The sequence below is a fragment of the Actinoplanes sp. NBC_00393 genome (assembly GCF_036053395.1).
In the GTDB taxonomy this organism is placed as follows: Bacteria; Actinomycetota; Actinomycetes; order Mycobacteriales; family Micromonosporaceae; genus Actinoplanes.
In genome coordinates this window covers 5,194,794-5,216,568 of sequence record NZ_CP107942.1, presented here as the reverse complement: position 1 = coordinate 5,216,568, position 21,775 = coordinate 5,194,794, and the positions used below count along the sequence as shown (strand labels likewise).

Sequence of the window (21,775 nt, the reverse complement as noted above, 5' to 3'; positions counted from 1 at the left end):
GCCCCGGCGGGATCTGCGACGGCGATCTCACATGCTGAGGCGCCGGGTCAGCGCGGTGTGCCGGCGGCCCGCCCCCACCGTCCGGACCGCGGCGGCCAGCGCCCGGCGGGAGCCGACAAGGACGACCAGCTTCTTGGCCCGGGTGATCGCGGTGTAGAGCAGGTTGCGCTGCAGCATCATCCAGGCGCTGGTGGTCAGCGGGATGACCACGGCCGGATACTCCGAGCCCTGCGAGCGGTGGATCGTGATCGCGTACGCGTGAACCAGCTCGTCCAGTTCGTCGAACTCGTAGTCGATGAGTTCGTCCTCGTCCGTGCGTACGCTCAAGGTCTGCTCCTCGGGCGACAGCCCGGTCACGACGCCGACCGTGCCGTTGAAGACTCCCGCAACCCCCTTGTCGTAGTTGTTGCGGATCTGGGTGACCTTGTCGCCGACCCGGAACACCCGCCCGCCCATCCGCCGCTCCGGCAGGCCCTCGCGGCCGGGCGTCAGCTCCTGCTGGAGCAGGGTGTTGAGCGCGCCCGCGCCGGCCGGTCCGCGGTGCATCGGGGTGAGGATCTGGACGTCGCGGCGCGGGTCCAGGCCGAACTTGCGCGGGATCCGGGTGCAGGCCACGTCCACGGTGAGCCCGGCGGTGGCCTCGGTGTCGTCGCACGGGAACAGAAAGAAGTCGCGCATCCCGTCGAACTTCGGCGGGCGGCCCTGGTTGACCCGGTGTGCGTTGGTGACCACGCCGCTCTCCGCCGCCTGCCGGAAGATCTGGGTGAGCCGCACCCGCGGGATGACGTCGGCGGCGAGCAGGTCGCGCAACACCTCACCGGCGCCGACCGACGGCAACTGGTCGACGTCGCCGACCAGTAGCAGGTGCGCGCCCGGCGGGATCGCCTTGACCAGCTTGTTCGCCAGGATCAGGTCGAGCATCGAGGCCTCGTCGACGACCAGCAGATCGGCGTCCAGCGGATTGTCCCGGTCGAAGGTCGCGTCGCCGCCGGGCTGGAGTTTGAGCAGGCGGTGGACGGTGGCGGCGGGATGGCCGGTGAGTTCGGCGAGCCGCTTCGCGGCCCGGCCGGTGGGGGCTACGAGCTGGATCCTGGCCTGTTTGGCGGCGGCGAGTTCGACGATCGAGCGTACGGTGAAGCTCTTGCCGCATCCCGGTCCGCCGGTGAGGACCGCGACTTTCGAAGTGAGCGCGAGTTTCACCGCCTGTTCCTGCTCGGGCGCGAGGGTCGAGCCGGTGCGCTTGTGCAGCCACGCCAGAGCCTTCGTCCAGTCGACCCCGCCGAAATGCGGCATTCTGTCCGATTCATCTTCCAGGAGCCGGCGCAGCGTGCCGGCGAGCGACTGCTCGGCCCGGTGGAACGGCACGAGGTAGACGGCGTCCTCCTCGCGCACGACCCCCTCCTCGGTGACCAGCTCGTCGAGGCAGGTGGGGACCAGGCCCTCCGGCACGTCGAGGATCTTCGCGGCTTCCTCGATCAATTGCGGGGCGGGCAGGAAGCAGTGGCCGTTGTCGGTGGCCTGCGACAGCGTGTACTGGAGGCCGGCTTTCACCCGCTCGGGGCTGTCGTGCGGGATCCCGACCGCCTGCGCGATGGTGTCGGCCGTCTTGAAGCCGATGCCCCACACGTCCGCCGCCAGTGAGTACGGCGAGTTCTTGACGACGGAGATGCTGGCATCCCCATATTTCTTGTAGATCCGGACGGCGATCGACGTCGAGACGCCCACCCCCTGCAGGAAGACCATCACCTCCTTGATCGCCTTCTGCTCGGCCCACGCCGAGGTGATCTTCGCCGTCCGCTTCGGGCCCAGCCCGGCCACCTCGATCAGCCGCTCCGGCGACGTCTCGATGATGTCGAGGGTGTCGAGTCCGAAGTGGTCGACGATCCGCTCGGCGAAGACCGGCCCGATGCCCTTGACCAGCCCGGACCCCAGATAGCGGCGGATGCCCTGGATGGTCGCCGGCAGCACGGTCGTGTACGAGAGCACCTCGAACTGCCGCCCGTACTGCGGATGCGACGACCACCAGCCGCTCATCCGCAGACTCTCGCCGGGCTGCGCGCCGAGCAGCGCCCCGACCACGGTGAGCAGGTCCGAGCCGCTCTTCGGCGTGGCGACCCGGGCCACGGTGTAGCCGGTCTCCTCGTTCACATAGGTCAGCCGCTCCAGCACCGCCTCCAGGACGTGCTGGGCTTTCTGTGGACTGCCGGACACGCCGCCCATCGTGCCCGGCCCCTTGGAGGACCCGCACGGCAGGGCCTAGCGTGATCAACATGGCGCTCTTCGACCTCCCGCTGCCCGAGTTGCGTACCTATCGAGCCTCGACCCCGGAACCGCCCGGTTTCGACGACTTCTGGTCGGGCACGATCGCCGCGGCCCGCCAGGCCGCCAGCCCGCCCAAAGTGGCCGAGGTACGCACCCCCTTACGTGGCATCACCAGCTACGACGTGACCTTCTCCGGGTACGCCGGACAGCCGGTCAAAGGCTGGCTGAGCCGCCCGGCCGGCGCGACCGGCCCGCTCCCGGTCGTCGTCGAGTTCATCGGCTACGGCGGCGGCCGCGGCCTGCCGATCGAATGGCTGCTCTGGCCCAGCGCCGGCTACGCCCACCTGGTGATGGACACCCGCGGGCAGGGCGGCAACTGGCGCGGCGGCGACACCCCCGACCCGGACGAGCACGGCGCCGGCCCGTCCTCGCCCGGCTTCCTCACCCGCGGCGTGCTGGCCCCGGAGACGCACTACTACCGCCGGCTGATCACCGACGCGGTCCGGGCCGTCGACACCGCCGCCGAACTGCCCGACGTCGACGCGTCCCGGCTCGTGGTGACCGGCAAGAGCCAGGGTGGCGCGCTGTCGCTGGCCGCGGCCGGGCTGAACCCGGAGAAGGTTTCCGCGGTCGTCTCCGGCGTACCGTTCCTCTGCGACATCCGCCGGGCCGTCACGATCACCGACAGCGACCCGTTCCAGGAGGTGGTCCGCTTCCTGCGGGCCAACCCCAACCTGGCGCCGCAGGTGCTGGCCACCCTCGACCACATCGACGTGGTGCACTTCGCGAAGCGGATCACCGCCCCGGCCATCGTGTCGGTGGCGCTGATGGACGCGGTGTGCCCGCCGTCCGGGGTGTTCGCCGCCTACAACGCGATCCCGGACGCCGCCGGCAAGCAGATCGAGGTCTTCGAGTGGGACGGCCACGAGGGCGGCCGCGGCTTCTTCGACACCACGGCGCTCGAGTTCGTCGCCGGCCGGCTGGCCTGAAACGCACTCCGGCCCCGGCATCAGCCGGGGCCGGTGAGCTTCACGGGTCAGATCAGGGTGCGCAGCACACTGATGCCGAGGAACAGCACGATGAACGCCAGGTCGATCGAGACGCCGCCGACCCGCAACGGCGGCAGCACCTTACGGACCGGCGCCAGGATCGGCTCCGTCACCTTGGTCACGCCGACCGTGGCCTTCGACCGGAACGAACCCGGCATCGCCGGACCGGCCAGGGCCACACTCCAGTCGAGAATCGCACGCGCGATCAGCAGGAACTGCACGGCGAGCAGAACCAGGTTGACCAGGGCGAGAAGACCCATCAAGAACCTCCAGCTGCGGGATGTGCCTCAACTATGCGGCGGATTCCTGTGCGGTTGCTGGGTCCGTGATCAGTTGAAATGGTCCGGATGCGGCCCGGTGCGCCCATCGCGCTCCAGTGCGTCGATCGCACTCATCTCTTCGGCCGTCAGCTCGAAGTCGAACAGCGCCAGATTCTGCCGGATCCGGTCCGGCGTCACCGACTTCGGAATGACGATCCGGCCCTGCTGCACGTGCCAGCGCAACACCACCTGCGCCGGGGTGCGGTCGTGGGCGTCAGCGATCGAAGTCACCGCCGGGTCGTCGAGCACGCCGGCCTGGGCGAGCGGGCTCCACGCCTCGGTGATCACGCCGAGCTCGGTGTTCACCTCCTGCGCGTCGCGCTGCTGCAGCTGCGGGTGCACCTCGATCTGGTTCACCGCGGGGATCGTGCCGCCGAGGTCGGCTACCGCGCGCAGGTGCTCCGGCAGGAAGTTCGAGACGCCGATCGCGCGTACCCGGCCCTGCTGATAAAGCTGCTCCAGCGCACGCCAGGAATCCAGATACTTGCCGCGCTTCGGGGTCGGCCAGTGGATCAGATAGAGGTCGAGGACATCCAGGCCCAGCCGGGCCACACTGGCGTCGAACGCGCGCAGCGTCTCGTCGTACCCCTGATCGCTGTTCCAGAGCTTGGTCGTGATGAACAGTTCGTCGCGGGCAATGCCCGACCCCTTCAAGGCCGCGCCGACCCCCGACTCGTTGCCGTAGGCCGCCGCCGTGTCAATGCTGCGATACCCCGCCTCCAGCGCGGTCGCCACGGCGGCGGTGGTCTCCGCCTCCGGGATCTGGAAGACACCGAAGCCGACCTGCGGCATGCTGACGCCGTTGTTGAGCGTGATTGCTGGCGTGTCCGCCATGCGGGGCCTCCCGAAGTGGTCGCGGTTGCGCGCCTCGGCGCGCGCTCGCTTCTACTTCTACCCCCTTTTCGGTACGCGCGACGCCGTCCCCAACCACCGTGGCCGTCCCGCCGCGCCGCGCGATCCGGCGGCCGGGTCACTGCTCCCAGCGCGGCCGCCGGGCTTAAGCAGCGGCTCACTCCCGCGAGCCCGCCAGCCCCCTTACGGCCCCAGCGCGGCCGCCGGCCCGTGCAGCGCCTCACCCGCTCCCCGCGAGCCCGCCACCCCTCACCGCCTTAGCGCGAGCGCCGGGCCATGCAGCGTCTCACCCCGACGCCCCCGCCAGCCCCCACGGCTCTAGCGCGGGCGTCGGGCCGTGCAGCGACTCATCCCCGCCGGCCCCGCCAGCCCTCACGGCCCTGGCGCGGGCGCCGGGTCGCGTCGCGGCTCGTCCTCGCCGGCCCCGCCAGCCTTCACGGCCTGGCGCGGGCGTCGGGCCGTGCAGCGGCTCGCCCGCCACCCGTCACCGCTCAGCGCGGCCCTGGCCGGCTGACGGCCAGTGCTGTGTTGCGGCGGTTGAGGCAGCCGTGCGCGTCAGCCGGGTGGGGTGGCTGACGGCCAGTGCTGTGTTGCGGCGGTTGAGGCAGCCGTGCGCGTCAGCCGGGTGGGGTGGCTGACGGCCAGTGCTGTGTTGCGGCGGTTGGGGCAGCCGTGCGCGTCAGCCGGGTGGGGTGGCTGACGGCCAGTGCTGTGTTGCGGCGGTTGAGGCAGCCGTGCGCGTCAGCCGGGTGGGGTGGCTGACGGCTAGTGCTGTGTCGCGGCGGCTGAGGGAGCGCTGTGTGTCAGCCGGGGTGGGGCGGCTGACCGCTGGTGCTGTGTGGGCCGGGGTGGTGGGCGGCCCGGGTGGTCGATCGGCGCCGGGGACGTCCTGATGGGGAGGCCGGGCCACGTCCGGATGGGTGGCGCGGCGGAGAGTGGCGCCTGCTGGGGCGTGCCCGGATACCGGGCCGGGGAAGCGGTGCCGGTGGGGCGGCGGCCGGTGGTGTCACCGGGGGCCGCGGCAGGGGGTGGGCCGCTGGTCGGCGCGGCGGCAGCGTTGTTCTGGCGCGCGGGCCGGGAAAGGGGCTCGGGGCCGGTCCGGGGCGGGACGCGGTAGGTCGTGCTGTGGACGAGGCCGGTCAGCAGGCGCTCGGTTTTTCGTGGTGGGCCGGCGCGTCTTGCGCGGATCAGGAGCTTCGGGCCGAGCTGGCAAGCGGAGCCGCGCGGGCGGTCCAGTGTGCTGGTGCTGGTGCTGGTGCTGGTGCTGGTGCTGGTGCCGGTGCCGTGTCGGCTCGGGCTCTGTGCCCAGGAGTAGGTGGCGGTCGGGAGAGGCCGGGTGGATGGGAGCGTGGGCTGGGGTGCGCGGTCCGCCGGAGCTGGAGCCGGTGGCCGCGTCGGTGGGCTCACAGCCCGACCAGTCTGCGCGTCGTGGTCCGTCTCCGGCGGCCTCTGAGGTCCAGTTCGCGGGAGCGGGTCTCCAGGTCGCGCGAGCGGGCCTCCAGGTCGAGTGAGCGGGTCTCCAGGTCGGGGCTGCGGGTCTCCAAGTCGCGGCTGCGGCCGTCGAAGCCGGGCGCCGACGGGCGAAGCGCCGCGGGTAGCCCTCGCCCACCACCGAGAGCAGGCGGGCCGCCGGGAGCAGCGGCCGGGCCGCGGGAAGCAGCGGGTGAGCCGCCGGGAGCAGCGGCCGGGCCGCGGGAAACAGCGGGTGAGCCGCCGGGAGCAGCGGCCGGGCCGCCGGAAGCAGCGGGTGAGTCGCCGGAGGCAGCGGGCGGGCCGCCGGAGGCAGCGGGTGAGCTACCAGAAGCAGCGGGCGCTACGCCCGGAAAGGCGGGCTGGTCGCCGGGAACCGGGGGCGGGTCGCCGGGGGAAGTGGGCGGGCCGCTGGGCAGAGTGGGCGGGGATGTGGTGGGGAAGTGGGTGTTGACCTGCGGGGGAAGGGGGCGGCCGGCCGCCCGTGAAGTCCCCGGCGGCTCGTCGCCGCCGGGGGCCTCGGTCGTGCTCCGGGATCCGTCGACCGGCATCGCCTCGGCTCGATTCATGGCGCTCATTATTGAGGAACGTCCATTTAACGCAAGTGCCTCGTGGGTGCCTTAACGGCGTGGAAACAACTTTCCTCAGAACGGGTACGCCGGCGGCTTGTCACGGACAGTGACCCAGCGCGTCTCCGTGAACGCCTCGATGTTGGCCGCCGCACCACCGAACCGGGAACCGGTTCCGGAGGCCGCGACCCCGCCGAACGGACTGTTCGCCTCGTCGCTGACGGTCTGGTCGTTGATGTGCACGATGCCGGTCGGGATCTGGTCGGCCAGCGCCAGCCCGCGCATCACGTCGCGGGTGACGATGCCCAGCGACAGTCCGTACTCACCGGCGCCCGCCAGCCGGACCGCCTCGTCGGCGTCCCGGAACCGCAGCACCGGCGCGACCGGCCCGAAGATCTCCTCGGTGAAGGCCGGCGCATCGTCGGTGACGTCGGCGAGAACCGTGGGCGAGTAGAAGAGACCGGAGTACCGCCCGCCGGCAGCGACCCGGGCGCCCTGCGAGGTGGAGCGCGTCACCACACTATGGATCTTGTCGCGCTGCCCGGCGTCGATCACCGGCCCGAGCGCCACGGTCTCCCGGTGCGGGTCGCCGACCGGCAGGGCGTTCGCCTTCTCCGCGAGCCGGCCCACGAACTCGTCGTAGATCCGCTCGTGCACCAGGTGCCGCCCGGTGGTCATGCAGATCTGGCCCTGATGGAACCAGGATCCGAACGAGGCCGCGCCCACCGCCGCGTCGACGTCGGCGTCGTCCAGCACGATCAGCGCCGAGTTGCCGCCGAGCTCGAGGTGGGCGCGCTTGAGGTGTTCGCCGGCGAGCGCGCCGACCCGGCGGCCGGCCGCGGTGGAACCGGTGAACGAGATGACCCGCACCAGCGGGTGGGTGACCAGGGCCTCGCCGACCTCGACGCCGCCGGGCAGCACCTGCAGCAGACCGTCCGGCAGGCCGGCCTCCTCGAAGATCCGGGCCAGGGTGGCGCCGCCGGTCACCGCGGTCCGCGGGTCGGGCTTGAGCAGCACGGCGTTGCCGAGCGCCAGCGCCGGCGCCACCGACCGGATGGCCAAGATGATCGGTACGTTGAACGGCGCGATGACCGCGACCACACCGGCCGGGACACGGCGGGCCATCGAGAGCCGAGGTTCCTCGCTGGGGAGCAGTTCGCCGTACGGCCGGCTGGGCAACCCCGCCGCCTCGTAGCACTCCTGCTCGGCCACGTGCAGCGCGAACCCGGCCATCGGCGGGATCGCGCCGACCTCGCGGACGTTCCACCGGGAGATCTCCTCGGCGTGTTCGCCCCACAGTTGCGCGGCCCGCCGGAGCACCGCGGCACGGGCCGGGTGCGGGGTGGCCGCCCAGCTCTTCTGCGCCTCAGCGGCGCGCCGGGCGGCCTCGTCGACGTCCTCGGGCGTGGCCCGCCCGATCCGGCCGAGCACGTCGCCGGTCGCGGGTTCGACGACGTCGTACGCGTCGCCCCGCCCCGGCTTCCACTCGCCGCCGATGAAGATGTTGCCGGTCCAGGTTTTCTCGTCGAGGAGCATGGGCGTTCGCCTCCTGTTGTGCAGGGTGCGCTGACGCTATGCCGATGATTCCGGCAGTTCAACGAAGTGTTCGGAACACGCATATTCGCCCGGAATGCAGCCGGATGACGATCTTGAGTGACGGCAATCCGACGTGGCGGCTGATGTGATCGCGGGGCCGCGGCTTCTAGGCTGGCGCCATGCGTTTCCGCCTGCTCGGTCCGATCGAGGTCCGCGACAGCGACGGGACGCCGATCGAGGTCAGCGGGGCGAAACCGCGGGCCCTGCTCACGCTGCTGCTCGCCGAGCCCGGCCGGGTGGTCTCGGTCGACCGGATCGCGGCCGCACTCTGGGGCGACGCCCCACCGCCTGCGGCGACCGCAACCCTGCATTCGTACGTGTCACAGCTCCGCCGCCTGCTCGGCCGGGAACTGATCGTGACGCGGACGCCCGGCTACCTGGCCGCCGTCGACCCGGCCGACGTCGATCTGGCCCGGCTGCCCACCCTGATGGACGAGGCGGTACGCCTGACCGCCGCCGGCAACCACCAGCTGGCCGCCAAGCTGCTGACCGAGGCCGTCGATCTGTGGCGCGGCGAGCCCTTGGCCGGCCTGCCCGACGAGGCCGGCGTGGCCGCCGAACGCGCCCGGCTCGGCGGCCTGCTGCTGCTCGCCCGCGAGCGCCGGGCCGCCGCCTGGACCCGCTGCGGCCGCGCCGCCGAGGCGGTCACCGAGCTGGAGCTGCTCACCGCCGAACACCCGCTGCGGGAAAGCCTGTGGGCCGCCCTGATCGAGGCCCTGTACGCCGCCGGCCGCCAAGCCGACGCCCTCGACGCCTACCGTCGCTGCGCCCGCGCCCTCGCCGACGAACTCGGCATCGATCCCGGCCCGCAGCTGCGCGCCCTCGAACAGGCGGTCCTGCGCCAGGACGCCCACCTCCCCGGCATGCCGGCCGCACCGACGGCCCCCGCCGGCCCACCTCCCTCCGCGGGCCACGGCTCGTCCGCGGCGTCCGGCCCGCCAGCCGCGGCCGGCTCGTGGGCCGCGCCGAGCTCGCCCGGCTCGTGGGCAGCGCCGGGCATGCCCAACGCGCCGGCCGCGCCTGACTCGTGGGCCGCGCCGAGCTCGCCCGGCTCGTGGGCAGCGCCGGCCATGCCCAGCGCGCCGGCTGCGCCTGACTCGTGGGCCGCGCCGGGCTCGCTCGGTCAGCCGGCCGCGGCTGGTCCGCAAGCCGCGGCTGGCTCGTTGGCTGCAGCCGGCTCGCCGGCGGAATGGGAGACGGAACGGCCGCTGGTCGGGCGGCGGGCCGAGCAGAGCCGGCTCCGGGCGCTGCTCGGTGAGGTCGCCCGGGGCACCGGTGCCGTCATGGTTCTGGAGGGCGAGGCCGGGATCGGCAAGACCCGGCTGGCCGAGGCGGCGTCGGCGCTGGCCGGGGCACAGGGATGGCGGTCCGTCTGGAGCCGCTGCGCCGACGACGACGGCGTGCCCCCGCTCTGGCCCTGGTTGCAGGTGCTGGACCGGCTCGACGGCGGCGGGCTGCAGGCCGCCGCGGCCGGTGATCCGGATCAGTCGACGTTCGCGTTGTTCCAGGAGCTGCGGCGGCGTCTCGGCGCGGCGGCCGGCGGGGCGCCGCTGCTGATCGTCCTGGACGACGTGCAGGCCGCCGACGCCACCTCGCTGTCCCTGCTCGCCATGCTGGCCCGGCACCTCGACGGCGTCCGGCTGCTGCTGGTCGTCACCGTCCGCACGGTCGGCGAGGAACTCGCCCCGGAAGTGGTCGACTGCCTGGCCGCCCTGGCGCGCGAACCCCGCGCCCAGCGCCTCCAGCTGACCGGCCTGACCGTCGCCGACGTCCGCGAACTGATCACGGCGCGTGACGGTGCGGCCCGCCCGGACACGGCCGCCGCGCTGCATGCGCGGACCGACGGCAATCCGTTCTTCGTCGGTGAGCTGGTCGAGCTGCTGCACGCCGACGGTGACATCACCGCGCTGCCGCCTTCGGTGCGTGACGTGCTGGACCGGCGTCTCACCCGGCTCGGCGACGGCACCGTGGCCCTCCTGCGGCTCGCCGCCGTGATCGGCCGCGACGCCGACCTGGGCCTGCTGCAGGCCGCCTCCGGCACCGGCGCCGAAGAGGTGATCACCCGGCTGGAGCCGGCCGTCGAGGCCCGCGTCCTGCGCGCCGACGAGGCGAGCTGGCGCTGGCGGTTCAGTCACGCCCTGGTCCGGGAGACGCTGCTGGCGGGGCTCAGCCGGATCGAGTCGGCGCGGCTGCACGCCCGGGTCGCCGAGGCGCTGCCGTCGCCGGCCGACGTGGAACGACTGGCCCACCACTACTTCCACGCCGTGCCGGTCACCGGGATCGGGCCGGCCGTCGAGTACGCGGGCACGGCCGCCGCCGTCGCCCGGGAACGGCACGCGCACGCCGAGGCGGCCACCTACGCGCGGCGGGCGCTCGCCCTGCTGGGGCCGCACGGCGACCCGGCCGAGCGGCAGCGGCTGCTGGTGCTGCTCGGTGAGGACTTGCTGCGGGCGGGCCGGCTCACCGAGGCGCAGGAGGTGGTGGCCGAGGCCATCGAGACCGCCCGCCGGCTGGGCGACCACGAGCGTCTCGCCCGGGCGGCCAGCGTCTGGGGCGGCGTCACCCTGTGGAACTGGCGCGGGTACGGCGTCGTCGATGAAGCGCTGGTCGGCCTCCTCGAGGACCTGGCCCGGCAGGCCGGCGACCACGACCGGGCCCTGCGCGCCCGGCTGTTCGGCACGCTCAGCGTCGAGCTTGCCTACAGCGACCGCCGCGACGACCGGGTCCGGTACGCGGAGACCGCCGTCGAACTGGCCCGCGACCTCGACGATCCGGCGCTGCTCGGGCACACGCTGAACAACTACGTGATCGCCACCTGGGGCTGCGACGACCGGGAGACCCGCTGGCAGGACGCCGTCGCGGAGACGCTGCGGCTGTCCGGGCGGGGACTGCCGGTGCGGACCGAGTTCGTCGCCCGCCTGCACCGCGGTCCGTTGCTGCTGCACCTCGGCGACGCCGCCGGGTTCGCCGCCGACCTGGCCGCCGCGACCCGGCTCGGGGCCCGGCTGACCGGGCCGGACGTCCAGCCGCACCTGTTCTACCAGGAGACCGGCCGGGCCATGCTCGCCGGCCGCTGGGCCGAGGCCGAGCGCCTGTCCGTGCAGGTCTACGAGCTGTACCGGACGACCAGCCTGTGGGGCGCGCAGTTCTGCCGGCTGCTGCACCAGTTCACCTTCCGGCGGCAGGACGGGCGGATCGGCGAGGTCGTCGACCAGCTCGTGGCCGGCGCCGGGGAGCTGGACATGCCGATGCTGAGGGAGCTGGCCGTGGTGGCCGCCGCCGAGTCCGGGGACGTGGACCGGGCGCGGCGGCTGCGCTCCGGCTGGCCGGACACGCTTCCGCTGGACTGGACCACCGACACGCTGGTCGCGGTCCGCGCCTGGACCGCGCTGGCGCTCGGCGAGGACCTGACCGCCCGGTACGAGCAGCTGCTCCCGTACCGCGGACGGCAGCTCGTCGTCGGGACCGCCGGGGCGTGCTGGGGTTCGTACGATCTGCTGCTCGGCCGTCTCGCCCATGCGATGGACCGCCGCACGGAGGCCGCCGACCACCTGGCCGCCGCCGCCCGCCAGGGTGAGCAGGTCGGCTCCCCGTGGCAGAAGGCCACGGCCGAGAGCCTTCTGACCAGGCTCTGAACCGGCCCCGCGCAACCCCCTGCCCTTTCCCGGCGGCCGCGCTGGTGCCTGAACCGGCACGCACATCGCGCGGTAGCCGAGGGACGGCGTCGGCTGGGGCGGAGCTATTTAGGCGTACCTCAAGAGCTTCACAAGCCGAACCACAGAAGACCGCAAGGCCGCCGTCGCAGAGTGAGGGTGTCTTCGAATGAGAGCGGAAGGAAACATCGATGAGCTCCACCCTCGAGGTGTTGCGGCGCCGGCTGACCGGCACGCTCGCCCTGCCCGGCGAGCCGCGCTACGCCCAGCTGACCACCGGCTTCAACGTCGCGGTCGTCGCGACGCCGGCCGCCGTCGTGGAGGCCCGTGACCCGCAGGACGTGGCCGAGGCCGTGCGGTTCGCCGGCGAGAACGGCCTGGCCGTCGCGGTGCAGGCGACCGGACACGGCATCGCCGAGACGTTCGACGGCGCGCTGCTGGTGCACACCGGCCGCCTCGACGAGTGTGTCGTGCACGCCGACGGCTGGGCCCGGGTCGGCGCGGGCGTGCGCTGGCAGCAGGTTCTGGACGCGGCCGCACCGCACGGTCTGGCGGCGCTCTGCGGCTCGGCGCCCGGCGTCGGCGTGGTCGGGTACACCACCGGCGGCGGGCTCGGGCCGGTCGGCCGGACCTACGGGTGGGCGTCGGATCGGGTACGCGCGGTCGAGCTGGTCACCGGCGACGGCGTGCTGCGCCGGGTCACCGCCGAGCAGGAGCCGGACCTGTTCTGGGCGGTCCGCGGCGGCAAGGGCGCGGTCGGCATCGTGACCGCCATGGAGTTCGACCTGGTGCGGCAGCCGACGCTGTACGCGGGCGCGCTCTACTTCGCCGGCGCCGACGCGGCCACCGTGCTGCACCGCTGGCGGGACTGGTCGGCGACGCTGCCGCGCGAGGCCACCACGTCGGTCGCGCTGCTCCAGCTGCCTCCGCTGCCGGGCGTGCCGGAGCCGCTGGCCGGGAAGTTCACCGTCGCGGTCCGGTTCGCCTGGACCGGCGACGACCAGGAGGGCCAGGCGGTGCTCGCGCCGATGCGGGCGGCCGCCACGCCGCTGATCGACGCGGTGCAGACCATCCCGTACGCCGCACTCGGCATGATCCACGCCGACCCGGTCGACCCGATGCCGGTGCACGAGGCCACCGATCTGCTCCGCGAACTGCCCGCCGAGGCGATCGACGCCCTGCTCGCCGTGTCCGGCCCGGACGCCGGATCGCCGCAGGTCATCGTGGAGTTGCGGCAGCTCGGCGGGGCCCTGGCCGAACCGGCCGCGCAGCCGAGCGCGCTCGACCACCGCGACGCCGCGTACAGCCTGATCACCATCGGGGTGCTGGTGCCGTCGGTGGCCGGCGCGGTGGCGCCGCACAGCGAGCAGGTGCGGGCCGCGCTGAAGCCGTGGGCGACCGGCGGCGCGCTGCCCAACCTGGGCGCCGGCACGGGCGCGGAGCGGCTGGCCCGTTCCTACGACGCGCCGACGCTGGCCCGGCTCACCGAGGTGGCCCGCCGCTTCGACCCCGCGGGCGTGCTGCGCGCCGGTCAGGTCCCGGTGCGCACGCGGTAACCTGCCGCGCGTGACGCACGAGATCGAGATCGTCGAACCGGTGGATCTGTGCCTGCCCGGCGGCCGGCTCAACCCGGCCGCCGTCGGCTGGACCCGCCGGCCGCTGCACCGCGCCAACCTGCGCGGATGGGGCCGCACGAAACGCTGGGAGTACTGGGGCGTGACCACCCCGACGCACGTGATCGGGGTGGTCGCCTCCTCGCTCGACTACGCCGGGGTGCACGGCATCTACGTCCTCGACCGGGCCACCGGCCGCGAGACCAGGGCCGACGCGACGGTCCCGCTGGCACGCGGGACGGTCCTTCCGGACCGCGCGGCCTCCGGCACGGTGCGAGCCGGCGGCGGCGGCCTGAGCATCGAGATCATTCAAACCGATGCCGGTACGGGCATTCGCGCGCAATCCCCCACGATGGATATTGATCTCACCGTCCCCGCCGTCCCGTCCCGCGAGGCCCTCGGCGTGGTCGTCGCATGGAGCCCTTCGCGTTTCCAATACACGGTCAAGGACGTCGGCCGGCCGGTGCGCGGCCGGCTGATGCTCGACGGCGTCGAACATCCGGTGCCCGAGTCCGGCTCCTTCGCCACCCTCGACCACGGGCGGGGCCGCTGGCCGTACTCGATCACCTGGAACTGGGCGGCCGGCGCCGCGCCCGGCCGCGCCATCCAGCTGGGCGGCAAGTGGACCGACGGCACCGGGACCACCGAGAACGCCCTGCTCGTCGACGACCGCCTGCACAAGATCGGCGAGGAGCTGACCTGGGTCTACGACCGCAACGACTGGCGGGCGCCGTGGCGGATCCACGGGTCCCGGGTGGACGTGCGGTTCACCCCGTTCCACGAGCGGGTGGCCCGGACCAACCTCGGCGTGCTCGCCAGCGAGACCCACCAGTGCTTCGGCACCTTCACCGGCTGGGCGCTCACCGCCGACGACCGCAAGATCGACCTCGACGGGCTCACCGGCTGGGCCGAGGAGGCCCGCAACCGCTGGTGAACGGCTGCGGGCCGGTTGCTCAGGCAGCGGCCGCGGCCGCCGCGTTCCAGTTCGTGATGATCAGGCAGAGCACGAAGATCTGCACCGGCAGCGGCAGCCCGGGCAGCTCGGCGTCGAAGTCCCCGCGCCACGAGCTGGTCCGCCGGACCCGGCCGACCACGGTGTCGCCGTCCATCAGCTGCTCGGCGCTGCCCCGCATGATCGAGTCGCGGGTGAACTCGTAGGTCCGGCCGCCGGTGACCACCTTCCAATGCTTGCGGCCGGCCCGCTCGGTCTCGGCGACCACCATGTCGCGCTCGTCGGTCATCTTGTAGCGGGTTCCCCAGCCGTTGGCCCGCACCCGATACTGGTGGCCGTCGAGCTCGAACTGACCGCCGATCGACCAGTTGGCGCCCTCCCACACCGTGATCGGTGTGTCGCCGTCACTGATCTCGTACCGGGACTTCCACATACTCGTGCGTCGTGCCTTCAGCATGCCGCCAGCATAGAAGCCGCTCGCTCCCCGGCCAGGAACTCGGCCAGGCGCGCCGCCGCGACGGCCGGCGTCGAAGAGGTCTCCCGGGCGGCCCGCAGAACCTTGGCGAGGGTGTCGCCGATCCCCTCGATCCGGGCGGCGATCTGCGCCTCGGTCTCGTGATGCAGTTCGGCGGCGGTGGCATGCACGATGCCGCCGCCGCTGACCACCACGTCCGGCGCCCACAGGATGCCGCGTTCGTGCAGCAGGTCGGCGGTCTGCGGATGATCCAGCTGGTTGTTGGCCGGCCCGGCGATCGCCGAGCAGGCGAGCTGCGGCACGACGTCGCGGGTCAGCACTCCGCCGAGCGCGGCCGGGACCAGGACGTCGACCTCGGCGGTCAGGCAGTCGTCCGGGGTGGTCCAGGTGGCGCCGTGTTCATCTGCCACTGCCCGGCGGGCCGGATTCACGTCGGCGGCGAGCAGGTTCCCGGCGCCGGCCTCGGCGAGCAGGCGCAGCACGTGCGCGCCGACGCGGCCCAGGCCCAGTACGGCGAAGCTGCGGCCGGCCAGGTCCGGGGAGCCGAAGCGCTCGGCGGCGACGGCGCGCAGGGCGGCCAGGACGCCGGCCGCGGTGTGCGGTGAGGAGTCGCCGCTGGCGTCGGGGCGGCAGAAGACGTACGGCGTACGCGCCCCGATCGTCACCATGTCGGCCGGTCCGGTGCCGACATCCGGGCCGGTCGCATAGATTCCCTGCAGCCCGTTGATGACGTCACCGGCGTCGTGCAGCGCGTCCCGGCGTTCCACCGGCGACAGAGCCTTGTCCGGCGGCAGCGCGATCACGGTCTTCCCGCCGCCGTGTGGCAGCCCGGCCAGCGCCGCCTTGTCGGTCATCGCGGCGGACAGGCGCAGGGCGTCGTCGAGACCGTCCCGCCAGTCCGGGTAGGAGACCATCCGGCAGCCGCCGATCGCCTGGCCGAGGACGGTGGAGTGGACCGCGACGACGATCGGCAGGCCGGAGCGCCGGCCCCGCTCGACGACGACACGCCGGTGGTTGAAAGACATCGTGGCCTCCCGTACATCTGCTGCTCGGTCGGCCTTGACGCTAGGACGCTGCGCGGAGTGGAAACGATCTCGCCGAACGAAATTCGGCAACAGTGCGAAGATGGCGGTCGTGGACGAGATTGATTCGGCGCTCATCAGGGAACTGCAGACGAACGCCCGGCAGACCAACCGGGACCTGGCCCGCGCGGTCGGCATCGCGCCGTCGACGTGTCTGGAACGGGTCCGGCTGCTGCGCGACCGGGGTGTGATCACGGGTTACCACGCGGAGGTCAGCCTCACCGAGCTCGGCCGTGACGTCCAGGCGCTGCTGCACGTGCAGGTCCGGCCGTTGACCCGGGCGGTGATCGAGGGCTTCAAGGCGTACGCGGCCGGCCTCCCCGAGGTGCTCTCGGTCTTCGTCCTGGCCGGCGGTGACGACTTCCTGGTGCACGTCGCGGTCCCCAGTGTGGACAGCCTGCACGCGTTCCTGATGGACCGCTTCTCCGACCGCCGCGAGATCGTCGGTTTCCGCAGCTCGATCATCTACCAGCACGCCCGCAACCGCCTCGTCGAACGGCTCGACTGAAATCCGGCTGGTTGACACGGTCGTTTCCGGGCCCCCGGAACAGCCGTGAGAGCCAGCCGCGTGGCAGGTTGGGTGGCATGGACTATCGGAGAACGTATCGGTCCGCGGCCATCGCCTTCGCCGACCTGGTCTCCCGGATCCCGCCGGACCGCCTGGACGGACCCGGCCTCGATGACTGGACGCTGCGGGACCTGCTCGGGCACACGGTCAGCTCGGCGCTGCGGCAGGTGCCGGCGGTGCTCGCGGAGAAGGCGCCCGCGCTGCTGGTCGGCTCTGCCGCGGGGTACTTCGCGGTGGCCCGCAGCGCGCCGCCGGAACTGGTCGCGGCCGCCCGGACGGCCTCCACGGACGACGCTCGCGACACCGGAAAGGCGCTGGGTGACCAGCCGGCCACCGCGGTCAGCGACTTCATCGGCCGGGCGACGTCCGCGCTGGCCGGTGCCGGTGACGACGATCTGGTGGCTACCCCGGCCGGCGGCATGCGGGTCCGGGACTGGTTGCCGACCCGCACATTCGAGCTGGTCGTGCACGGCTCCGACGCCGCCGTGGCGGCCGAGGTGCCGATCACGTTCGACGTGGACGTGCTGGCCGAGGCGGCCGCGCTCGCCGCCCGCACCGCCGTCGAGATCGGCGACGGCGCCACGGTTCTGCGCGCTCTGACCGGGCGCGGGCCGCTGCCACCCGGATTTTCGATGGTCTAGGGCGCGCAACCCCCTGCCTGAGCCCGGCGGTCGCCGGGCGGCCGGGACCAGGCAGGGGGATCGCGCTGCTGGGCGGGACTGGGGTAGCTCGTACCGTTAAAGCACCTGCTGAGCCAGAGGCAGAGCGTTACCGAAACGGTGAGCGGTGATGCTGACCGCCTGCTCGCGCAGAAACGGCAGCAGCTCCACGTGCCCGGCCTCGGTCACCGGACCGGACCAGACCGCCAGGTCGGGCCGTCCGCCGGTGGCCTCGGCCACCGCCGTGGCGTCGCCACCGATGAGCCGCAACCGCCCGGCGCCGAGCTTCGCGGCGAAGGCCGCGTCGTCCTCGACCACGGCGTCGGCGAGCCCGGCCGGCAGCGGGACAGCTGTCGACACGTGCATCTCGGCGCCGGCCAGGGTGCCTGCGGCGAGGACCCGGACCAGGTCGGCGAGCGAACCGTCGGCGGCCAGCCGGACCGTCACCGGGGTGGGCACGTAGCGCAGGACGTTGCGTTCCGACTCCAGCGCGGAGACGTCCGCGGCGGCGAGCGGGAAGGCGGCGTCGCTGCGGGCGGCGCGCTGGAGAGCGGCGAACTCGTCGGCGCTGAGCAGCGGCTCGGCCGAGGAGATCAGGGCGCGCACTCCGGGGTGGCTGATCGTGGCGGTCGCGGTGGCCGGGCGGGGCTGCCAGCCGGTGAGGCCGACCAGGTAGTTCGGGCCGCCGGCCTTGGTGCCGGGGCCGACCGCCGACTTCTTCCAGCCACCGAAGGGCTGCCGCCGTACGATCGCGCCGGTGATGCCCCGATTGATGTAGAGGTTGCCGGCCTGCACCCGGTCCAGCCAGGTCCGGATCTCGTCCTCGTCGAGCGAGTGCAGACCCGAGGTGAGGCCGAAGTCCACCTCGTTGACCAGCTCGATCGCCTCGTCCAGGGTGTCCGCGGTCATGATGCCGAGGATCGGTCCGAAGTACTCGACGCGGTGGTACTCGGAGCCGCGCCGCACGCCGGCCCGCACACCCGGGCTCCACAGCTTGCCGGAGTCGTCCAGCTGCTTCGGTTCGAGCAGCCACTTCTCGCCCGGGCCGAGCTTGGTGAGGCCGTCGAGGAGCTTGCCGGCGGCTGCTTCGACGAGCGGGCCGACCTGGCTGCGCGGGTCGGCCGGGTAGCCCACCTCCAGTGAGGAGACCGCGTCGAGCAGCTGGGTACGGAAGCGGTCCGACCGGGCGACCGAACCGACCAGCACGACCAGCGAGGCGGCCGAACACTTCTGCCCGGCGTGCCCGAACGCGGACGACACCACGTCCTTGACGGCCAGGTCCAGGTCGGCGCTCGGGGTCACGATGATCGCGTTCTTGCCGCTGGTCTCGGCGAGCAACGGGAGGTCCTTGCGGAACGAGCGGAACAGTTCGGCGGTCTCGTACGCGCCGGTCAGGATCACCCGGTCGACGAGCGGGTGGGCGATCAGCTCCCGGCCCAGCGTGCCCTCCTCGACCTGCAGCAGCGTGACCAGGTCGGGGTCGGCGCCGGCGGCGGAGAGGGCGTCGCGCAGGACGCCGGCGAGCACGGTGCCGCAGCGCTCGGCCGGGCCGGCCGGCTTGAGCACCACGGACGAGCCGGCGGCCAGCGCGGCCAGCACCGAACCGGCCGGGATCGCAACCGGGAAGTTCCACGGCGGCGTGACCAGGGTGAGCCGGGCCGGAACCGGGGTGGCGCCGTCGGTCTGCTCCAGCTCGGCGGCGAGCTCGGCGTAGTAGTGGGCGAAGTCGATCGCCTCGGAGATCTCCGGGTCGGCCTGGTCGACGGTCTTGCCGGCCTCGGCGGCCATCACCTCGAGGAACATGTCCCGGTGCTGCTCCAGGGCCACGCCGACCCGGTGCAGGACGGCCCGGCGGTCGGCGCCGCCCCAGCTCGCCGCCGCGGCCTTCTCCAGCGCCTCGTCCAGGTGCTCACGGTCGGTGATCCGCGGCAGGTCCAGACCGAGCGTGGACTCCTCCACCCGGGCCAGGATCGCGCGGACCCGGTCCCGGTTGGCGGCCACCGCCGAGTCGGTGTCGGGGCTGTTCACGAACAGGCCGGGCTCGGAGCGTGGGACCGCGGCGTGCCGGTCGGCGACCCGTTTCGGCGCGGGCACCTCGTCGTCCAGGTCGGCGAGCGAGGCGAGGAACCGCTGCTTCTCCCGCTCGAACAGCTCCGCCGAGGTGTGCAGCTCGAAGACGGCGGACATGAAGTTGTCCGTGCTCGCGCCCTCCTCGAGACGGCGGATCAGGTACGCGATGGCTACGTCGAACTGCTCCGGGCGTACCACCGGGGTGTAGAGCAGCAACCCGCCCACCTCGCGGCGGACCGCCTCGGCCTGGCCCTCGGCCATGCCGAGCAGCATCTCGAACTCGATGCCGTCCCGCACGCCGCGCTCACCGGCGAGAATCCAGGCGTACGCGACATCGAACAGGTTGTGCCCGGCGACACCGAGCCGCAGGTTGCGGATCCGGTCCGGGTGCAGCGCGTAGTTCAGGACCCGCTTGTAGTTGGTGTCGGTGGCCTGCTTGCTGTCACAGGTCGCCACCGGCCAGCCGTGCAGCTCGGCCTCGACCCGTTCCATCGGCAGGTTCGCGCCCTTGACCAGACGCACCTTGATGCCGGCGCCACCACGGGCGCGCCGGGCGGCGGACCACTCCTGCAGGCGCATCATGGCGCTCAGCGCGTCCGGCAGGTAGGCCTGCAGGACGATGCCGGCCTCCAGGTTGAGCAGGTCGGGGCGGTCCAGCAGCCGGGTGAAGACGGCGATCGTCAGGTCGAGGTCCTTGTACTCCTCCATGTCCAGGTTCACGAACTTGCCGGTGCGTGCGGCGAGGGTGAACAGGGGAGTGAGCTCCTCGACGATGTCCGCGACCGCCTCGTCGAACGCCCACGGGTTGTGCGGGGCGACCGTCGAGGAGACCTTGATCGACACGTAGTCGACGTCGTCGCGGGCCAGCAGGCGCTCGGTGCTCTTCAGCCGCTGGGAGGCCTCGCGGCGGCCGAGGACCGCCTCGCCGAGCAGGTTGACGTTGAGCCGGACGTTGCGCTTCTTGATGCGCTTGATGGCTTTGCCGAGGCGGGCGTCGGTGGCGTCGACGATCAGGTGCCCGACCATGTGCCGCAGCACGCGGCGGGCGATCGGGACGACGACGCCGGGCAACACCGGCGCGAGCCGGCCGCCGAGTTTCACCGCGGCGCGCTGGTGCACCGGCAGGAACGCGGGGACGTCCTTGGCGAGCGTGTTGAGGGCGCGTGCGCTGACCCGCAGGTCCTCGGGGCGGATCACGCCGTCGACGAAGCCGACGGTGAACGCCAGGCCCTTCGGGTCGCGCAGCACACCGGCCAGCTGCGCGGCCGAACCGCCGACGGGGACGTCCGCCGCCTCGCGCAGCCAGCGCCGGACAAGGGCGATCGTCTCTTCGGCGATCTCAGACATCGGGATGCTCCTTCCGCTTTCCGCAATAGTCTGTATGCCCGTTACCGGTTAGGAAAAGCGATGCTTTATGACTGGTGTTCTTAAGTTGAGCTAACGTGTGGCGATGCTGGAGATCCGCCGTCTCGTGCTGCTCCGCGAGCTCGCCATCCGCGGCACCATCGCCGCCGTCGCCGAGGCTCTGAACTTCACTCCATCCGCCGTGAGCCAGCAGCTCAGCCTCCTGGAGAAGGAGACCGGAACCCAGCTGCTGCGCAAGGCCGGGCGGCGGGTCCAGCTCACCCCGCAGGCCGAGGTGCTGGTCGCCTCGGTCGGCGAGGTCCTCGACACCCTCGAACGAGCCGAGGCCCGGTTGCAGGCCGCGGCCACCCGCGTCACCGGCCGGGTCCGGATCGCGGTCTTCCAGTCCGCGGCCCTGGCTTTCATGCCGGCCACGCTGCGGGCCATGGCCCGGCAACACCCGGACGTACGCGTGGAGATGGTGCAGCGCGAACCCGAAGAGGCGCTGCGAGAGACGTGGGCGCGGGACTTCGACATGGTTATCGCAGAGCAATACCCGGCACACGCCGCGCCACACCACCCCGGCCTCGACCGCCGCGACCTGACCACCGACGCGATCCGCCTGGCCCTGCCCTCGCCGGCGGCTTCCCTGCACCCCGTGGACTCACTGCCGTCGACCCGGCACATGCCCTGGGTGATGGAGCCACGCGGCGCCGCCTCCCGGCACTTCGCCGAACAGCTCTGCCGCCGCGCCGGCTTCGAACCGGACGTCCGCTACGAGACCGCCGACCTGCAGGCCCACATGCGCCTGGTGGAGTCGGGCAACGCCGTCGCCCTGATCCCGGACCTGGTATGGGCGGGCCGCTCCACGTCCTGCCGCCTGCTGGAACTCGCCGAACACCCCCGCCGCACCATCTTCACAGCCCAGCGCCTGGCAGGCTCGGGCTCACCGGCGGCTCGTGCCTTCCGCGCCATCCTGCAGCAGACCGTCGACGAGTCGTCACCCGCCGTCCAGCCGCCCAGCTAGCGGTCCGGGTTCTCCCGGGCGGCCAGCCGATGGCTCGACGGACTCAGCCGCCGCCCACGCACGCAACCGCCCTCCCGTCACGTGCCGCACCGGCGGCTCGCCGCACCCAGCCGCCGGCCAGTCACGCAACCGCGCCGCGATAACCCGCCTGGGTGGCGGCTCGTCGTGTCCGGCCGCCGGCCGGGCACGTTACCGCGGTGCGGTAGCCCGCCTG

General features: G+C 72.9%; 15 protein-coding genes. 7 read left to right on the top strand and 8 right to left on the bottom strand.

Annotation, left to right across the window (positions count from 1 at the left end):
• Positions 1-27 precede the first annotated feature (27 nt).
• Entirely contained in the window at positions 28-2,211 is a 2,184-nt protein-coding gene (gene recD2 / locus OHA21_RS24385; protein WP_442875135.1) for an SF1B family DNA helicase RecD2, read from the bottom strand.
• Between the two features lie 59 nt (positions 2,212-2,270).
• On the opposite strand from recD2, the gene OHA21_RS24380 reads away from it, so the two are divergent.
• The gene (locus OHA21_RS24380; RefSeq protein ID WP_328477390.1) at positions 2,271-3,251 is read left to right on the top strand and encodes an acetylxylan esterase; all 981 of its coding nucleotides are present in this window, start codon (positions 2,271-2,273) and stop codon (positions 3,249-3,251) included.
• 47 nt (positions 3,252-3,298) lie between these two features.
• Here OHA21_RS24380 and OHA21_RS24375 read toward each other — a convergent pair whose 3' ends face one another.
• The 4 genes from OHA21_RS24375 to OHA21_RS24360 form a co-directional block, all read right to left on the bottom strand.
• The gene (locus OHA21_RS24375; protein WP_328477388.1) at positions 3,299-3,571 is read right to left on the bottom strand and encodes a YggT family protein; all 273 of its coding nucleotides are present in this window, start codon (positions 3,569-3,571) and stop codon (positions 3,299-3,301) included.
• Positions 3,572-3,640: 69 nt separating this feature from the next.
• A complete protein-coding gene (locus OHA21_RS24370) occupies positions 3,641-4,465 on the bottom strand; it encodes an aldo/keto reductase (protein WP_328477386.1) in 825 nt (274 codons plus the stop codon).
• A gap of 1,421 nt (positions 4,466-5,886) precedes the next feature.
• Positions 5,887-6,522, bottom strand: a complete 636-nt coding sequence (locus tag OHA21_RS24365; RefSeq protein WP_328477384.1) for a hypothetical protein — start codon at positions 6,520-6,522, stop codon at positions 5,887-5,889.
• A 75-nt stretch (positions 6,523-6,597) separates the two neighbouring features.
• Positions 6,598-8,058: a benzaldehyde dehydrogenase gene (locus tag OHA21_RS24360; RefSeq protein WP_328477382.1), complete on the bottom strand. Its 1,461-nt coding sequence runs from the start codon at positions 8,056-8,058 to the stop codon at positions 6,598-6,600.
• A 179-nt stretch (positions 8,059-8,237) separates the two neighbouring features.
• Here OHA21_RS24360 and OHA21_RS24355 point away from each other — a divergent pair, with 179 nt between their 5' ends.
• The 3 genes from OHA21_RS24355 (at position 8,238) to OHA21_RS24345 (ending at position 14,318) form a co-directional block, all read left to right on the top strand.
• Entirely contained in the window at positions 8,238-11,753 is a 3,516-nt protein-coding gene (locus OHA21_RS24355; protein ID WP_328477380.1) for a BTAD domain-containing putative transcriptional regulator, read from the top strand.
• Positions 11,754-11,962: 209 nt separating this feature from the next.
• On the top strand, positions 11,963-13,327 hold the full coding sequence (locus OHA21_RS24350; RefSeq protein ID WP_328477378.1) for an FAD-binding oxidoreductase: 1,365 nt from the start codon (positions 11,963-11,965) through the stop codon (positions 13,325-13,327).
• 10 nt (positions 13,328-13,337) lie between these two features.
• Positions 13,338-14,318 (top strand): DUF2804 domain-containing protein, encoded by a 981-nt coding sequence (locus tag OHA21_RS24345; protein WP_328477376.1) that lies wholly within the window; start codon positions 13,338-13,340, stop codon positions 14,316-14,318.
• 19 nt (positions 14,319-14,337) lie between these two features.
• Here OHA21_RS24345 and OHA21_RS24340 read toward each other — a convergent pair whose 3' ends face one another.
• The gene (locus OHA21_RS24340) at positions 14,338-14,793 is read right to left on the bottom strand and encodes a hypothetical protein (protein WP_328477374.1); all 456 of its coding nucleotides are present in this window, start codon (positions 14,791-14,793) and stop codon (positions 14,338-14,340) included.
• Complete coding sequence (locus OHA21_RS24335; RefSeq protein ID WP_328477372.1) at positions 14,787-15,836, bottom strand: Glu/Leu/Phe/Val dehydrogenase family protein; 1,050 nt, start codon at positions 15,834-15,836, stop codon at positions 14,787-14,789. The genes OHA21_RS24340 and OHA21_RS24335 overlap by 7 nt, the downstream gene beginning before the upstream one ends.
• Positions 15,837-15,936: 100 nt before the next feature.
• Here OHA21_RS24335 and OHA21_RS24330 point away from each other — a divergent pair, with 100 nt between their 5' ends.
• Together OHA21_RS24330 and OHA21_RS24325 are read left to right on the top strand one after the other, a co-directional pair.
• The gene (locus tag OHA21_RS24330) at positions 15,937-16,401 is read left to right on the top strand and encodes an Lrp/AsnC family transcriptional regulator (protein ID WP_328477370.1); all 465 of its coding nucleotides are present in this window, start codon (positions 15,937-15,939) and stop codon (positions 16,399-16,401) included.
• 77 nt (positions 16,402-16,478) lie between these two features.
• Positions 16,479-17,102: a maleylpyruvate isomerase N-terminal domain-containing protein gene (locus OHA21_RS24325; RefSeq protein ID WP_328477368.1), complete on the top strand. Its 624-nt coding sequence runs from the start codon at positions 16,479-16,481 to the stop codon at positions 17,100-17,102.
• A gap of 96 nt (positions 17,103-17,198) precedes the next feature.
• On the opposite strand, the gene OHA21_RS24320 is transcribed toward OHA21_RS24325, so the two are convergent.
• Positions 17,199-20,537, bottom strand: a complete 3,339-nt coding sequence (locus OHA21_RS24320) for a bifunctional proline dehydrogenase/L-glutamate gamma-semialdehyde dehydrogenase (RefSeq protein WP_328477366.1) — start codon at positions 20,535-20,537, stop codon at positions 17,199-17,201.
• 103 nt (positions 20,538-20,640) lie between these two features.
• Here OHA21_RS24320 and OHA21_RS24315 point away from each other — a divergent pair, with 103 nt between their 5' ends.
• Complete coding sequence (locus OHA21_RS24315) at positions 20,641-21,561, top strand: LysR family transcriptional regulator (protein ID WP_328477364.1); 921 nt, start codon at positions 20,641-20,643, stop codon at positions 21,559-21,561.
• Positions 21,562-21,775 lie beyond the last annotated feature (214 nt).